At 71.8% G+C, this 15,429-nt stretch carries 11 protein-coding genes; 7 read left to right on the top strand and 4 right to left on the bottom strand.

Annotated features, from left to right (window positions below; all coding sequences use genetic code 11):
• Positions 1-46 precede the first annotated feature (46 nt).
• A complete protein-coding gene (mutS, locus tag VEC04_RS08800; protein ID WP_324775911.1) occupies positions 47-2,737 on the top strand; it encodes a DNA mismatch repair protein MutS in 2,691 nt (896 codons plus the stop codon).
• Here mutS and VEC04_RS08795 read toward each other — a convergent pair.
• Positions 2,734-3,381, bottom strand: coding sequence for a CAP domain-containing protein (locus tag VEC04_RS08795; protein WP_324775909.1), 648 nt, complete (start codon positions 3,379-3,381; stop codon positions 2,734-2,736). The genes mutS and VEC04_RS08795 overlap by 4 nt on opposite strands.
• Before the next feature lie 66 nt (positions 3,382-3,447).
• On the opposite strand from VEC04_RS08795, the gene glnD reads away from it, so the two are divergent.
• The 4 genes from glnD (at position 3,448) to VEC04_RS08775 (ending at position 9,866) form a co-directional block, all read left to right on the top strand.
• A complete protein-coding gene (glnD, locus tag VEC04_RS08790) occupies positions 3,448-6,189 on the top strand; it encodes a [protein-PII] uridylyltransferase (RefSeq protein ID WP_324775907.1) in 2,742 nt (913 codons plus the stop codon).
• Between the two features lie 9 nt (positions 6,190-6,198).
• On the top strand, positions 6,199-7,905 hold the full coding sequence (gene murJ / locus VEC04_RS08785; RefSeq protein WP_324775905.1) for a murein biosynthesis integral membrane protein MurJ: 1,707 nt from the start codon (positions 6,199-6,201) through the stop codon (positions 7,903-7,905).
• Between the two features lie 151 nt (positions 7,906-8,056).
• The gene (gene trpS, locus VEC04_RS08780; RefSeq protein WP_324775903.1) at positions 8,057-9,094 is read left to right on the top strand and encodes a tryptophan--tRNA ligase; all 1,038 of its coding nucleotides are present in this window, start codon (positions 8,057-8,059) and stop codon (positions 9,092-9,094) included.
• A 70-nt stretch (positions 9,095-9,164) separates the two neighbouring features.
• Positions 9,165-9,866, top strand: a complete 702-nt coding sequence (locus tag VEC04_RS08775; protein ID WP_324775901.1) for a GNAT family N-acetyltransferase — start codon at positions 9,165-9,167, stop codon at positions 9,864-9,866.
• Here the strand turns inward: VEC04_RS08775 and VEC04_RS08770 are convergent.
• Positions 9,863-11,200, bottom strand: a complete 1,338-nt coding sequence (locus tag VEC04_RS08770; protein WP_324775899.1) for an RsmB/NOP family class I SAM-dependent RNA methyltransferase — start codon at positions 11,198-11,200, stop codon at positions 9,863-9,865. The two genes, VEC04_RS08775 and VEC04_RS08770, sit on opposite strands and share 4 nt — an antisense overlap.
• Before the next feature lie 47 nt (positions 11,201-11,247).
• A complete protein-coding gene (locus tag VEC04_RS08765) occupies positions 11,248-13,233 on the bottom strand; it encodes a potassium transporter Kup (RefSeq protein WP_324775897.1) in 1,986 nt (661 codons plus the stop codon).
• A gap of 153 nt (positions 13,234-13,386) precedes the next feature.
• On the opposite strand from VEC04_RS08765, the gene VEC04_RS08760 reads away from it, so the two are divergent.
• Complete coding sequence (locus VEC04_RS08760) at positions 13,387-13,857, top strand: Rrf2 family transcriptional regulator (protein ID WP_324775895.1); 471 nt, start codon at positions 13,387-13,389, stop codon at positions 13,855-13,857.
• Between the two features lie 32 nt (positions 13,858-13,889).
• Positions 13,890-14,675 (top strand): SDR family oxidoreductase, encoded by a 786-nt coding sequence (locus VEC04_RS08755; RefSeq protein ID WP_324775893.1) that lies wholly within the window; start codon positions 13,890-13,892, stop codon positions 14,673-14,675.
• Here VEC04_RS08755 and VEC04_RS08750 read toward each other — a convergent pair.
• Positions 14,672-15,370, bottom strand: coding sequence for a MarC family protein (locus tag VEC04_RS08750; RefSeq protein WP_324775891.1), 699 nt, complete (start codon positions 15,368-15,370; stop codon positions 14,672-14,674). The two genes, VEC04_RS08755 and VEC04_RS08750, sit on opposite strands and share 4 nt — an antisense overlap.
• Positions 15,371-15,429 lie beyond the last annotated feature (59 nt).

Below are 15,429 nucleotides of genomic sequence, written 5' to 3'. Positions count from 1 at the left end.
GAGTGCTTGAGAGCCCTCGCGCATTCCGTCACCTTGCGGCGCTCATATGAACGCGCCCCTCGCCCATCCGCCGAAAGCCGCCGAGATGCCGTCCGCCGAGGGCGTGACGCCGGTGATGGCCCAGTTCCTCGCCGCCAAGGCGCAGGCGCCGGATGCGATCCTGTTCTTCCGGATGGGCGATTTCTACGAGCTGTTCTTCAGGGACGCCGAGATCGCCGCGGCGGCGCTGGGCATCACCCTGACCAGGCGCGGCAAGCACCAGGGCGAGGACATCCCGATGGCCGGAGTGCCGGTGCATGCGCTGGATGGCTATCTGGCCCGGCTGATCCGGCAGGGCTTCAAGGCCGCGATCTGCGAACAGCTGGAGGCCCCGGCGGAGGCGCGCAAGCGCGGCTCCAAGGCGGTGGTGCGGCGCGACATCGTCCGGGTGGTCACGCCGGGCACCCTGACCGAGGACTCCCTGCTGGACGCGCGCGGAGCCAACCGGCTCGCCGCCGTGGCGATCCGCAAGGGCCGTGCGGCCGTGGCCGTGGTCGAGCTGTCGGCCGGGTCGGTCGACGTGGTCGCCTGTGCGCTGGAGGACCTCGCCGCCAACCTCGCCTCGTTCCGGCCGTCGGAAGTGCTGGTCCCCGACCGGCTGTTCTCCGACGAGGCGGCGAGGGCGGGCCTCGATGGGTCGGGCGGCGTGGTCCAGGCCCTGCCGCAGGCCTTGGCCGAACCTGTCGGCGCCCGGGTCCGCGTCGAACGGCTGTACGGCGTCGCCTCGCTGGACGGCTACGGCGCCTTCGAGGAGGCCGAGGTCTCGGCGCTCGGCCTGATCGCCGCCTATCTGGAGACGACCCAGGCCGGCAAGATTCCGGCCCTGTCGCCGCCGCGCCGCTCGGGCGACAGCGGCTTCCTCGCCATCGATCCGGCCACGCGGCTGAGCCTCGAGATCGACCGGACCCAGCGCGGCGAGCGCGACGGGTCGCTGCTGGCCTGTATCGACCGGACGGTGACCGCCGGCGGGGCCCGGGCCCTGGCCGAGCGCATCGCCCGGCCGCTGCGGGACACCGCCTCCATAAATCATGGCCTCGACGCCGTCGAATGGATGCTGGAGCGCCGCGACCTGCGCCGCGACCTGCGCGACGGGCTGAGGGGGGCGCCGGACGTGGCCCGCGCCGTGTCGCGGCTGGCGCTGGGGCGCGGCGGCCCCCGCGATCTGGCGGCGATCCGCACCGGCCTGTCGGTGGCCGAAAGCATCGCCGGCCTGTTCCCGCCGGAGCGCGACCCGCTGACCGGCCCGCCCGCGCGGCTGGCGGCCTGTCTCGAGCGCCTCACCCTGTCGCCCGAGACCGGGCGGCTGCTGGTCGATCTGGCCGAGGGGCTGGTCGCCGAGCCGCCGCACCTGGCCCGCGACGGCGGCTTCGTGGCGCCCGGCTACCGGCCCGAACTGGAAGAAGCCCGGCAGCTGCGCGACGACAGCCGCCGGGTTGTGGCCGATCTGGAGGCGCGGGCGGCGGCCGCCTCGGGCGTGCCCTTCAAGATCCGCCACAACGCGGTGCTCGGCTATTTCCTCGAAACCTCGGCCAAGGCCGCCGAGCCGCTGCTGCGGCCGAGCGAGGACAGCCCCTTCATCCATCGCCAGACGCTGGCCAATCAGGTCCGCTTCACCACCGTCGAATTGTCGGAGCTGGACGCGAAGATCAGTCAGGCCGGCCACCGCGCCCTGGCCATCGAGGGCGAGATCTTCGAGGTCTGGCGGCGCACCGTCCAGTCTCTGGCCCAGCCGCTGCAGGCGGTGGCCGAGGCGCTGGCCGAACTGGACGCCCACGCCGCGCTGGCCGAGTGGGCCGAGGAGGTCGGGGCGGTGCGGCCCGTCGTCGACGACACCGCCTGTTTCGAGGTCGCCGCCGGGCGCCACCCGGTGGTCGAGGCGGCGGTCAAGTCGGCCGGCGATCCCTATACCCCCAACGACTGCCGGCTGGACGGCTCCGGCGCCGGCTGCGCCCGTCTGTCGATCGTCACCGGCCCGAACATGGCCGGCAAGTCGACCTTCCTGCGCCAGAACGCCTTGCTGGTGGTGCTGGCCCAGGCCGGCGCCTTCGTGCCCGCCAGGAGCATGCGGCTGGGCGTGGTCGACCGGCTGTTCAGCCGGGTCGGGGCGGGGGACGATCTCGCCCGCGGCCGTTCGACCTTCATGATGGAGATGGTGGAGACCGCCGCCATCCTGACCCAGGCCACCGACCGCAGCTTCGTGGTGCTCGACGAGATCGGGCGCGGCACGGCGACCTACGACGGTCTCGCCATCGCCTGGGCGGTGGCGGAGGCGCTGCACGACCGCAATCGCGCCCGCACCCTGTTCGCCACCCACTATCACGAGCTCGCCGGTCTGGAGACGCGGCTGGCCCACGTCTGCAATCTGTCGATGAAGGCGAAGGAGTGGAACGGCGACCTCGTCTTCCTGCACGAGGCCGCGCCGGGCGCCGCCGACCGCTCCTACGGCGTGCAGGTGGCCAAACTGGCGGGGGTGCCGGCGGCGGTGGTCAGCCGCGCCCGCGAGGTGCTCGATCGCCTCGAGGGCGAGAAATCGGCAGCGATCAGCCTCGACGATCTCCCTCTCTTCGCCATGGCCGAGCCGCCCTCCCCGCCGCCGTCTTCTGCGCTGAAGGACGCGTTGGCGGCCATCGAGCCGGACGAACTGTCACCGCGCGAGGCGCTGGAGGCGCTCTACCGGCTGAAGGCGATCAGGACCTAGGCCGCGCGGGCGAAGTCCAGCACGCAGACCTCGCGCCAGACCGGATGCGGCGCGCAGGCGACGCCGATCAGTTCATAGACCGGATTGAACAGGATGCGGCGGTGGCCGCGGTCCGGCACGCCGTCGTCGATGATCAGCTGCAGGATGACGTCCTCGGCCCGGTGCGGCCCGTAGGCGATGGCCTCCCCGGTCGCCGTCCAGCGGCCCTGACGGCGCATCCGGTCCGACGGGCTGGAGCCGTCGGCGCTGGCGTGGGCCACGGCGCCGGTCCGGGACTGTTCCCTCGCATGATCGGCGGCGGCCCGGTTCAGACCCGGGTTCTCGCGCAGCACCGGCAGCGGGGTTTGGGCTTCGAGGAAGGCGATGGCCTCGTCGGCCGCCGCCGGACCTTCCCGGGTCAGCAAGGCGGTCTCGCCGGGCCGTTCGATCCGGTCGCCGCGGAACAGCGCGCGCAATGCCCGGGCCTTGCGGGCATAGGCGCCGGGATCGGTGCGGGCGGCGTTCAGCTCGGCGACGATGTCGGCCCGAAAGACCGCCGCCTCGCCGGCCGCGGAACGGGCCGCGTCCTGCACGGGCGAAGAAGCCGCGACCGGGGCGCAACTGGCCAGCAGCGCGGCGAGCAACAGCCCCGGGGTCCTGAACATGCCGCGCTCTCCACAAGGTCGTGACGCACTGTCGCGCAGGCCCGCGCGCCGGTCTATACCGCCTGCATGAGCCCCCGCAGCCGCCGCCCGGCAGACACCGCAGACGCCCGCGGCATGGACGGCGACGGCTGGGCCGAGGCGGCCGCGGCGGCGGACCCGCGCGCCGCCGTCACCGCCCTGCTCCGGCAGTCGTGGGATGCGGCGAGAGCCCGGGCGGCCCAGCGGCTCGAATACGGGGCGGGCGGCGTCGAGGTGGCCCGGCTGCACGCGGCGGCGGCCGACGAGATGCTCACGGCTCTGTGGCGCTTCGCGACGGAGACCCTCTATCCGGCGCCCAATCCCACCGAGGCCGAGCGGCTCAGCCTGATCGCCGTCGGCGGCTACGGGCGCGGCGTGCTGGCTCCCTTCTCCGATCTCGACCTGCTGTTCCTGCGGCCGTGGAAATCGATCCCGCGCACCGAACAGGTCATCGAGTTCATGCTCTACGTCCTGTGGGATCTCGGCGTGAAGGTCGGGCAGTCGGCGCGCTCCGTCGACGAATGTCTGGCGCTGGCGAAGTCGGACATGACGGTCCGCACCGCCCTTCTGGAGGCGCGGCCGCTGGCCGGGGACGAGGCGCTGGCCGAGGATTTCATCGCCCGCTTCCGCGCCTTCGTCGTCAAGACCGATCCCCGCCCGTTCATCGCGGCCAAGCTGGAGGAACGCAATGCGCGTCACCAGAAGGCCGGCGCCGTGCGCTACCGCGTCGAGCCCAACGTCAAGGACGGCAAGGGCGGGTTGCGCGATCTCAACACCCTGTTCTGGATCGCCCGGTCGCTGGCCCCCGACAGCCCGCTCGGCGCCCGGGTCATGGACGACCTGCTGACCTCGCGCGAGCGTCGCACCTTCGAGGAGGCCTTCGACTTCCTGTGGCGCACCCGGGCTCACCTGCACCTCGTGGCTGGGCGGGCCGAGGAGAAGCTGACCTTCGACCTGCAGCCCGAGGTGGCGCGGCGGATGGGCTGGCGCGGTCGCGGCGACGAACCGGCGGTCGAGCGCTTCATGCGCCGCTATTTTCTCGTCGCCCGCGACGTGGGCGGACTGACCCGCGCCCTGTCGGCCAAGCTGGAGGCGCGCCAGCAGAAGCCGACGCTGAGCCTGTCGCGGCTGATCCCCGGGCGAAAGCGCAAGCTTGGCGTCGAGGGGTTCATCGAGGACGGCGGGCGGCTGTCGGTGACCGGGCCGGAGGTGTTCGCCGCCGCGCCGGAGAAGCTGCTGCTGCTGTTCCGCTGCGCCGACGCCCACGATCTGGACCTGCATCCCGACGCCTTCTCGGCGGTCAGCCGCTCGCTGTCTCTGGTGACGCCGTCGCTGCGCCGCGACCCGGAGGCGACGCGGGCCTTCCTCGACATCCTCGCCCAGGGCCAGCGGCCCTACCGGGTTCTGACGCTGATGAACGAGACCGGATTGCTCGGACGGTTCCTTCCGGAATGGGGGCGGATCGTCGGCCAGACCCAGTTCAACATGTACCACGCCTATACGGTCGACGAGCACACCCTGCAGGCCATCGGCATCATCAACGACATCTGGCGCGGCAAGCTGAAGGCCGAGCATCCCAACGCCAGCGAGGTCGTCCACCGCATCGACGACTTCGAGGCCCTGATGCTGGCCATGCTGCTGCACGACGTCGGCAAGGGGGGCGACAGGGGCCAGCTGGAGGACGGCGCCATCGCCGCGCGCCGCGCCTGCGACCGGCTCGGCCTCGATCCCCGCCGCACCGAATTCGTGGTCTGGCTGGTGCGCAACCACCTCGCGCTGAGCGACTACGCCCAGAAGCGCGACGTCTCGGATCCGGAAACGGTCCGCGCCTTCACCGAACTGGTCGGCGATCCGGAGCGGCTGCGCACCCTGCTGATCCTAACCGTCGCCGACATCCGCGCCGTCGGACCGGGCGTCTGGAACGGCTGGAAGGGCCAGCTGATCCGCGAGCTCTACCAGCGCACCGAAAGCGCCTTCCGGGGCGAGGACATCCGCCAGACCGATCCTCTGGCCGACTACCCGCAGCTGGTCGCTCGCGGCCGGGCCGAGGGGGCGGTGGCCGACGTGCTCGAGGCCGGCGCCGCCGAGCCGGGCGAGGGGTCGGCGACCCGGGTGGCGGTGGCGGCGCGGGACCGGCCGGGCCTGTTCGCCGATCTGGCGGAGGCCCTGGCGGCGGCCGGGGCGGATGTCGTCGGCGCGCGGGTGGCGACGGCGGAGGACGGCGCGGCGCTGGACGTGTTCGAGCTCCAGGACGGCGCCGGCGCGCCCTACGGCCAGGCCGAGCCCCGGCGGCTCGACCGTCTGCTCAAGGCGCTGGAGGCGGCCGCGCGCGGTCAGGCGGGCCGGGCCCGGCCTTCGCCCGCGCCGTTCAATCCGCGCCGCGCCGCCTTCGACGTGCGGCCGACGACCATCATCGATCTCGAGCAGAGCCCCACCGCCGCCGTCGTCGAGGTGTCCGGGGCCGACCGGCCCGGGCTGCTGGCCGACCTGGCGCGGGTACTGGCGGAGCATCGCCTGTCGATCCGTTCGGCCCACATCGCCGGCTTCGGTGAGCGCGCCGTCGACAGCTTCTACGTCACCGACGCCAACGGGCGAAAGCCGAAGTCGGGACCCGCGCTCGAACGCCTGAGGGCTGATCTGGAGGCGGTGCTGGACCACAAGGAGCCGGGCGGTCCACGCCACTCCGCCCCGGTCCGCGCCAGTCTGCGAGACGTGTCCGAGGTCGGGCGGCTGCGCCCCGCCCGGCGCCCTCCATCGCGACCCGTATCGCGCGCGCCGGAAGCAGGCTAAGGCGCTGGCATGGCCGACAAGTCCCCGCCCGGAGCCGAACCCATGGAAGCCGCGCCGCCGGTGCCCTCGGCGTCGGGGACCTCGGAGCCGCTCGTGCAGCCGCCGGCCTCGGCCAGCACGGTCCGCAAGGGCGGCGGCATGATGCGCTCGTCGGCCATCTTCAGCGGCCTGACCCTGGTCAGCCGCCTGGCCGGCTTCGCGCGCGACGTGGTCATCTCGGCGGCGCTGGGCGCCTCGGCGGGCCCGGCGGCGGACGCCTACAACACCGCCCTGAACTTCCCCAACCTGTTCCGCCGCATCTTCGCCGAAGGGGCCTTCGCCGCCGCCTTCGTGCCGGCCTATGCGCGCACGCTTCAGACGGAGGGCGAGGAGGTCGCGGACAAGGTCGCCACCGACGCCCTCGCCGCCGTCGCCTTCGCCACCGTGATCCTGACCGTCATCGCCCAGCTGACCATGCCGTGGCTGATGACCGTCATCAACGTCGGCTTCCTCGACGATCCGGCGCGCTTCAAGCTGGCGGTGATCCTGACCCAGATCACCATGCCCTATCTGCCGTGCATGGCCATCGCGGCCCTGCTGTCGGGCGTGCTCAACGCCCGCGGCCGGTTCATCGTGTCCGGCGCCTATCCGATCCTGCTCAACGTGATCATGCTGGCCGCCGTCATCCCGGCGCAGGGAAACCAGATCGGCGCCGCCTATGCGGCCTCGTGGGCGGTGCTGGCGGCGGGCGTGTCGCAGGCCGGCCTGTGCTGGTGGGCCGCTCGCCGGGCGGGGGCCAACATCCGCCTCGCCCTCCCGAAGCTGTCGCCGCCGGTCAAGGCCATCATCATCACCGCCATCCCGGCCGCGATCGGCAATTCGGCGACCCAGATCAACGTCTTCATCTCGGGCAACCTGTCCAGCTTCGTGGCCGGGGGGCGGACCTGGCTGGCCACCGCTGACCGGCTCTACCAGCTGCCGCTCGGCCTCGTCGGCGTAGCCATCGGCATCGCCCTGCTGCCGCGCCTGTCGCGGGCCGTGGCGTCCGAGAACCACGAGCAGCAACAGGCCTCGATGGACGAGGCCCTGACCCTGTCCATGGCCCTGACGCTTCCCGCTGCGGCGGCGTTGATGGCCATGCCCTATTTCCTGATCGACGCCCTGTTCACGCGAGGGGCCTTCCTCGAGTTCGACGCGGTCAACACGGCCCAGGCCCTGTTCCAGTTCGGCTGGGGCGTGCCGGCCTTCGTGCTGATCCGCATCCTCGCCCCGGCCTTCTTCGCCAGAGGCGACACCCGCACGCCGATGAAATTCGCCCTCGTGTCGGTGGTGGTGAACGCGGTTCTCGCGATCGGCCTGTTCAATCTGGGCCTGGGCGTCTCGGGCATCGCGGCGGCGGTGTCGGGCGCGGCCTGGACAAACGTGCTGCTGCTGGGCGGGGCGCTGTGGCGGCGCGGCCTCTACCGGCCGAGCCTGCCGGCCCTGTCGCGGCTCGCCCGGATCGCCGCGGCCTCGGCCGGGCTGGCGGTGGTCGTCGGCGTCGCCGCCGCCTTCCGGTCCAGCTACGAGGCGCCGGTCGCGGACCTGCTGGCCCGTCTCGGAACCAGCCACGGGGCCAAGGAGGCGGCGCTGCTGCTGGTCACGGCGGCGGGCGGCCTGACCTATGTCGCGCTGGCCTTCGCCACCCGTGCCGTCACCCTCGCCGAGGTGCGCGGCCTGATCCGGCGGAGCCGCTGACCGCCTTGCCCTTCCCGCGTTGAGGCGATAAGCGCGAGGCATGGCTCATTCGGGACATTTCCTCGCCGCCCGGCGATGGCGCGGCTGATCGCATCGCACCGTTCCGCGCCCGTCCGCGCGATCCCTCCTGCCTTCTCCCGAGACCCCGACCATGACTGACCAGACCCCGGCCCCCAACGCTGGACCGCGCCGCATCCTGTCCGGCATCCAGGCTTCCGGCGCCCTGCACCTCGGCAACTACCTCGGCGCCCTGAAGCGCTTCACCCAGTTGCAGGAGACGGGCGCGCCCTGCTTCCTGTTCGTGGCCGACCTGCACGCCATCACCGTCTGGCAGGACCCGGCCCTGCTGACCGCTCAGACGCGCGAGATCGCCGCCGCCTACCTCGCCTCGGGCCTCGACCCGGCGCGCTCGGTGATCTTCCCGCAGTCGGCGGTGCGGGCGCATTCGGAGCTGGCGTGGATCCTCAACTGCGTGGCCCGGCTCGGCTGGCTCGACCGGATGACCCAGTTCAAGGAGAAGTCCGGCAAGCACAAGGAACGCTCGTCGGTCGGCCTCTACACCTATCCGGTGCTGCAGGCGGCCGACATCCTGCTCTACAAGGCCACCGAGGTGCCGACCGGCGAGGACCAGAAGCAGCACCTGGAACTGACCCGCGACATCGCCGCCAAATTCAACAACGACTTCGGCGTCCCCGGCTTCTTCCCTCTGCCCGAGCCGCTGACCCAGGGCCCCGCGCCGCGGGTGATGAGCCTGCGCGACGGCATGGCCAAGATGAGCAAGTCCGATCCGTCGGACCTGTCGCGCATCAACCTGACCGACGACGCCGACTCCATCGTCGCCAAGATCCGCAAGGCCAAGACCGACCCCGAGCCGCTGCCGGAAACCGTCGAGGATCTGGACGCCCGCCCCGAGGCGAAGAACCTCGTGACCATCTACGCCGCCCTCGCCGACGAGACCCGTGAAAAGGTGCTGCGCGAATGGGGCGGGAAGGGCTTCGGCGCCTTCAAGCCGGCGCTGGCCGAACTGGCCGTGGCGTCCATGGCCCCGGTCACCGCCGAGATGCGCCGCCTGATGGACGACCCGTCCGAGATCGACCGGGTGCTCAAGGACGGCGCCCACCGCGCGGCCGCCATCGCCGACCCGGTGGTCGACGAGGTGAAGAAGATCGTCGGGTTCTGGAGGGCCTAGAAGCGGTTTCCGGACGTCACTTTCCTCGCCCGCACTGGCGAACGGCCGCGCTTCGCCCCAGCTAGGGGCCATGACCCTGAATCACCCCCTCGACCGCCCCGTCTGGAGCGCGCTCACCACCCGTCTCGCGCCTCTGGCGATCCGGGCGGAACACGGTGACGGCGCGGCGGTCCGTCTCGACCCTGACATCGGCGTCTTCGCCGCCGCCGCCGATACGTCTCCCGACAGCCGGGCGGCGCTGGACGCGCTCTGCCGCCGCTATCCGGGCGCGGGGCTGGTCGAGCCCGAGGAAACGCCCATCGCGGCGGTCCTGCCCGACCTCCCGGCCGTCTCCCGCGCGGCCTGCGTGCAGATGACCGCCGCCGCCCTGACTCCCGATACGCCCGGCGACCTCGACGTCCTGACCCTGTCCGAAGCCGACGCCGAGGAGATGCTGGCGCTGGCGACCCTGACCCGCCCGGGTCCGTTCCGGAAGGGCACGCTGCGGCTCGGCGGCTTCGTCGGCGTGCGCCGCGAGGGCCGGCTGATCGCCATGGCCGGCGAGCGGATGAAGGTCGACGGCTTCAGCGAACTCAGCGGCGTCTGCACCCACCCCGACTTTCGCGGACAGGGGCTGGCCGGCGCCCTCAGCCGCATCGTCGTCGGCCGCATTCTGGAGCGCGGCGAACAGGCCTTCCTGCACGCCTACGCCGATCATGCGGCGACCATCGCCTTCTATGAGGGGCTCGGTTTCAGCGTCCGCAGGCGCGTGACCTACACCGTCCTGCCCTAGGGCGCGCGGTCCAGCCGGGCGATGAAGAAGCCGTCGAGACCGCCCTTCTCCGCCCACATCGACGGCAGGATGCGCAGCCAGCCTTCGGGCGTCAGCGCCTCTTCAGGAGCGCCCAGATCGGTGGGCGCGGCGGCGACGGTCCTGAACGCCGGGTTGCGGCGCAGGAAGGCGATCACCTGGGTCTCGCCCTCCTCGCGCTCCAGCGAACAGACGCAATAGACGAGGCGGCCGCCCGGCTTCACCCGGACCGCGGCTGCATCCAACAGCCTGTGCTGCACGTCGGCCAGCTTGGCGACATCGGCGGGCCTGGTGGCGCGCAGCACCTCCGGATTGCGGCGGAAGGTGCCGGTGGCGGTGCACGGGGCGTCCAGCAGCACGGCGTCGAAGGTGCGCGGGTCCTCCCACTCCTCGGCCGGGGTGACCACGACCTCGGCGCTCAGCCGGGTGCGGGCCAGATTGGCGCGCAGCCGGTCGAGCCGCTTGTCCGAGCGGTCCAGGGCCACGACCGAGGCGCCGGCGGCGGCCAGCTGCAGGGTCTTGCCGCCGGGCGCGGCGCAGAAGTCGACGATGCTTTCGCCGGCCTTCGGGGCCAGCAGGCGGGCCGGAACGGCGGCGGCGGCGTCCTGCACCCACCAGGTTCCGTCCTCGAAGCCGGGCCAGCCGGCCAGATCGCCGCGACGGCCGGTGCGCACCGTGCCGCCGGGCAGGATCCCGCCGTCGACGGCCTCGGCCACGGCCGCGGGATCGGTCCCCGGCTTGAGGCTGAGATCGGTGGCCGGCTCCTCGCGGGCGGCCAGCGCCAGCCCGGCCAGCGCGGGTTCGCCCCAGGTGGCGCGCCAGCGGGCGGCGAGCCAGTCGGGCAGGTTGGACTCCGCCGTGGTCAGGCCGGGCCCTTCGCGCTCGATGCCGCGCAGGACGGCGTTGACGAGGTTCTTGTAGGGGCGGGTCTTCGGATCGCGCTCGGCCAGTTTCACCGCCGTCGACACGGCGGCGAAGGCGGGCGTCTCCAGCACCAGCGTCTGGGCCAGGGCGACGCGCAGGATGGTGCGCACCGCCAGCGGCGGGCCTTTCTGCAGGCGCCTGTCGAGGATCTGGTCGATCTCGCCGAGCCGGCGCAGCGCGGCCATGGCCACGGCGCGGGCGAAAGCACGGTCGGGGCCGGGCAGGGCGGAGACCTCGCGGAACGACAGGGCGGCGTCGAGCCCGCCGCGGCCTTCCAGCGCGGCGTTCAGCAGCACGCCGGCCGCCAGACGGGCCTCGACGCCGATGTCGGCGGCCTCGTCGCGGGGCTGTTCGTCCTTCGGCGGGCGCGGCCCGCGCGACCTGTCGGCCATGCGCCGTCCCCGGGCGGCCGAATTCCGTCCCTGCGTCGGTTCCCGGCTCATACGGCCACCTGCGCGCCCAGTTCGACGACCCGTCCGGGCGGAATGTGGAAGAAGTCGGTCGGGTTGGTCGCGTTGCGCATCAGGAAGATGAACAGCCGGTCCTGCCACATCGGCATGCCTTGCGCCGCCGATGCGACGACGGAGCGCCGGCCGAGGAAAAAGCTGGTCGACATGATGTCGAACTTCAGACCCTGCTTGCGGCAGATGCCCAGCGCCTTGGGCAGGTTGGGCTGCTCCATGAAGCCGTAGGAGATGATCAGCTTCTTGAAGTCATCCGAGATCGGCTCGATGCGGATCCGGTCGACCTCGGCGACGCGCGGCCGGTCAGTGGTTCGCACGGTCAGGATGACGTTCTTCTCGTGCAGCACCTTGTTGTGCTTGAGGTTGTGCATCAGGGCCACCGGCGCGATGTCCGGGTCCGAGGTCAGGAAAATCGCCGTACCGGGGGCCCGGTGCGGCGGCCGCGCCCGCAGCATCTCGATCAGGTCGGTCAGCGGCAGACTGTCCTTGCGGGTCTTGGCAGTGAGGATCTGCGTCCCCCGCGTCCAGGTCCACATGACCAGCACGATGCCCGCGCCAATGACCAGCGGCGCCCAGGCCCCGTCCGGCACCTTGAGCAGGTTGGAGCCGAAGAAGGCCAGGTCGATGATCAGGAACGGCGTCACGGCGAGCAGGCTGAGCGGCAGGCTCCACTTCCACAGCCGCCGGACGATGAAGAAGGCCAGCAGGCTGTCGACCAGCATGGCGCCGGTCACCGACACCCCATAGGCCCCCGCCAGCTGCGACGAGGTTGGGAACAGCACCAGCAGGACCAGAACGCCGAGCAGCAGCATGGTGTTGACGGAGGGCACGAAGATCTGCCCGGCCTGGCTCTCGCTGGTCTGCAGGATGTTCATGCGCGGCAGCAGGCCGAGCTGCACCGCCTGTTGGGTCAGGGAGAAGGCGCCGGTGATCACCGCCTGGCTGGCGATGATGGTGGCGAGCGTGGCGAGGATCAGCACCGGCCAGTAGATGATCTCGGGGATCATGGCCCAGAACGGGTTCAACCGCGCCGCCGGATCGCTGAGCACCAGCGCGCCCTGGCCGAGATAGGTCAGCATCAGGCAGGGCAGGACGAACCACAGCCAGCCGGCGCGGATCGGCGCCTTTCCGAAATGGCCCATGTCCGTGTAGAGCGCCTCGGCCCCGGTGACGGCGAGGAAGACGCTGCCCAGCAGGATGAAGCCCAGCACGCCGTTGTCGATCAGGAACATGGCGCCGTAGTGCGGCGACAGGGCCCGCAGGATCGAGGGATCGTCGAAGATGTGCCAGACGCCCAGCCCCGCCATGACGAGAAACCAGACGGCCGTGATCGGTCCGAAAGCCCGCGCCATGCTGGCGGTGCCGCGCGACTGGACCATGAACAGGGCGATCAGGATGCCCGCCGCGATCGGCACGATGAAGGGCGTCACCTGATCGCTGACGCCGGGAGCCGCGCCGAGTCCCTCGACGGCGGAGAGCACCGACACCGCGGGGGTCAGAACGCCGTCGCCGTAGAACATGGCCGCGCCGCAGACGCCGAGGAAGAACACCAGGCTGGAGCGTTTGCCTATGGCTCGCTGGGCCAGCGCCATCAGCGCCAGGGTGCCGCCCTCGCCCTTGTTGTCCGCCCGCATCAGGAAGACGACGTATTTGACCGTCACAACCAGGATCAGGGCCCAGAACACCAGCGACACGGTGCCGAGCACGGCCAGCTCTTCGGTGCCGCCGCTGCGCGAATGGGCCAGGGCCTCGCGCATGGCGTAGAGCGGGCTGGTGCCGATGTCGCCGAAGACCACGCCGATCGCGCCGACGACCAGGCCCCACTTGCCCGCGCGGACGTGGCCGCCCTCTCCGGCCGCCGCGGGATGCGGGTGGGCCGGGGCGACGGACTTGTCCTGGGGATTCGGGGAGCTTGCGGCGGCGGGCTTGCCGTCTTCACCTTGGGGAGGGGCCCCGACCATGAAGTGCCTCCGGGACGCCGCACGGCGCGGTTCCCATCAAACGAGCGGCGAGCCTTTAGGCCCTTTCATCGGGCGGTTCAATCGTCCGCAGGGCAGCGCGGCCGAACCCTGTTTGTGAAAGCGCCGTCGTCATCCTATCTTGGGGACAACGCCATGTCCGACAGCCAACGATTTCCCGTCGCCGCCCACGCCCTGGCCTATCTGGCCCACAAGGGCGCCTACTCGCCGGCCGAGGCCGCGCCGAGCGCGGTGCTGGCCGCCTCCATCCCGACCAATCCGGTGGTGGTGCGGCGGGTGACGGCGCTGCTGGCCAAGGCCGGACTGATCGCCACCCGGCCCGGCGCGTCCGGCGGCGCCTGGCTGCTGCACCGGCCCGAGACCATCAGCCTCGACACGGTGCTGCGCGCGGTCAATGGCTGCGCCCACCTCGGTTCGCCCCCCGCCGGCAAGCGCGACTGCCCGGTCAGCACCCACATCCCGCGTCAGGTGGCCAAGGCCCTGACCGCCGCCGACCGCGCCGCCGGCGAGGCGCTGGCGAAGATCACCATCGCCGATCTGCTGGCCGAGAACCCGCCGTCGCTGGCGGCCTTCGCGCCCCACTCGTCCTGCCCGGTCGCCGCCTGACCGGCGCCTTGAGCCCGGTCTGCAGCCCGACAGTGCTCATCACCGGCGCCTCCGCCGGGATCGGTTCGGCGCTGGCCCCGGTGTACGCCATGCACGGTTGGGATCTCGTTTTGACCGCGCGCCGCCGCGACGCCCTGCAGGACCGGGCCGACTTCCTGCGCGACATCTATCAGGCGACCGTCACGGTCATCCCGGAGGACCTCGCCGATCCCGCCGCCCCGCGCCGCCTGTTCGAGGCTGTCCAGGCGAAGGGCCTGACCGTCGACGGGCTGGTCAACAACGCCGGCTTCAGCCGCACCGCCGGCTTCCTCGACACTGACCCGGAGGCTCATGCTGCCATGATCCGGGTCATGCTGACCGCGCCGGTCGAGCTGGCCCGGCTGTTCGCCCCCGGCATGGTCGAGCGCGGCTACGGCCGCATTCTCAACGTCGCCTCCCTGGCCGGGCGGATGCCGGCGACGGGCGGCGACACCCTCTACGGCCCGATCAAATCCTTCCTGATCAAGGCCTCGCAGGGCCTGCATCTGGAGCTGCGCGGGACCGGGGTGCACGTCACCGCCCTCTGCCCCGGCTACACCCTGACCGAGTTCCACGACGCCAACGGCACGCGGGCCGAGGTCTCGGCCGCCTACCCGGGCTGGATGTGGCAGACGGCGGACCACGTCGCCCGCGTCGGCTATGAAGCCTGCGAAGCGAACCGCCCATCTGTCACGCCCGGGATCGTCAACAACCTGCTCGCCGGCCTCGCCAAACACCTCCCCGACCGGCTGGCGCTGGCCATGGTCGGCGGCCACGCGAAACGGCTGAAGCGGATCTAGTGCCCGCCCTGCGGATAGGGCGCCGTCACCGCCCCCGAGATCATCCCCGGAATGGCTTCCGACAGACCGAGCAGGATGAACTGGATGGCCAGGGCGCACAGGATCAGGCCCAGCACCCGCACGATGATGGCCATGCCCACGTCGCCGAGAATGCGCGTCAGCGGTCCGGTCAGGGCGAAGCAGACGAAGGCGACGAAGCCGGCGGCGCCGATCGCGGCCAGGGCCGCCATGGTGCCGGTCGGGCCGATCTGCTCGGCCTCCCCCGCCACGATGATGATGGTCGAGATGGCGCCCGGGCCGATCATCAGCGGGATGGCGAAGGGCACGATCAGCCGCTTGAAGCGGCGGGTGGCGTAGCCGCGCACGTTCTGGGCGTCGGTGGCCGAGTCGACGTCGGCGAACATCTTGAGGAAGTCCTCGCGCACCATGTCGAGGCCGAGCAGCAGCAGCAGGATGCCGCCGGCGATGCGGAAGGCCGCCATCGAGATGCCGAAGAACTGCAGCAGCGCCAGGCCGGTGAACAGGAAGAAGGCCAGGAACAGCACGGCGAACAGGCAGATCAGCGCCGACACCGAAATCCGCTGGCGCAGCGAGGCGCCCACGGTGGCGGCGGCGAAGATCGGCAGGTTGCCGATCGGATCGACCAAGGCGAACAGGGCCACGAACAGGTTGACGCCCAGTTTCACCGCGTCCATGTGCTGACCTCGCCCTGCAATTCACCCGTCCGCGGCCATCAAGGCTGACGCCCGCCCGC

Source organism: Brevundimonas sp. (assembly GCF_035626535.1).
GTDB lineage: Bacteria > Pseudomonadota > Alphaproteobacteria > Caulobacterales > Caulobacteraceae > Brevundimonas.
This window is presented reverse-complemented; position numbering and strand designations above follow the sequence as displayed.

Excerpts from the sequence above, each read along its gene's own strand:
- VEC04_RS08750 (WP_324775891.1), bottom strand. The coding sequence starts at position 15,370 with ATGGACGCGGTGAAACTGGGCGTCAACCTGTTCGTGGCCCTGTTCGCC.
- VEC04_RS08795 (WP_324775909.1), bottom strand. The coding sequence starts at position 3,381 with ATGTTCAGGACCCCGGGGCTGTTGCTCGCCGCGCTGCTGGCCAGTTGC.
- VEC04_RS08775 (WP_324775901.1), top strand. The coding sequence starts at position 9,165 with ATGACCCTGAATCACCCCCTCGACCGCCCCGTCTGGAGCGCGCTCACC.
- VEC04_RS08765 (WP_324775897.1), bottom strand. The coding sequence starts at position 13,233 with ATGGTCGGGGCCCCTCCCCAAGGTGAAGACGGCAAGCCCGCCGCCGCA.
- VEC04_RS08760 (WP_324775895.1), top strand. The coding sequence starts at position 13,387 with ATGTCCGACAGCCAACGATTTCCCGTCGCCGCCCACGCCCTGGCCTAT.
- murJ (WP_324775905.1), top strand. The coding sequence starts at position 6,199 with ATGGCCGACAAGTCCCCGCCCGGAGCCGAACCCATGGAAGCCGCGCCG.
- VEC04_RS08770 (WP_324775899.1), bottom strand. The coding sequence starts at position 11,200 with ATGGCCGACAGGTCGCGCGGGCCGCGCCCGCCGAAGGACGAACAGCCC.
- trpS (WP_324775903.1), top strand. The coding sequence starts at position 8,057 with ATGACTGACCAGACCCCGGCCCCCAACGCTGGACCGCGCCGCATCCTG.
- glnD (WP_324775907.1), top strand. The coding sequence starts at position 3,448 with ATGAGCCCCCGCAGCCGCCGCCCGGCAGACACCGCAGACGCCCGCGGC.
- mutS (WP_324775911.1), top strand. The coding sequence starts at position 47 with ATGAACGCGCCCCTCGCCCATCCGCCGAAAGCCGCCGAGATGCCGTCC.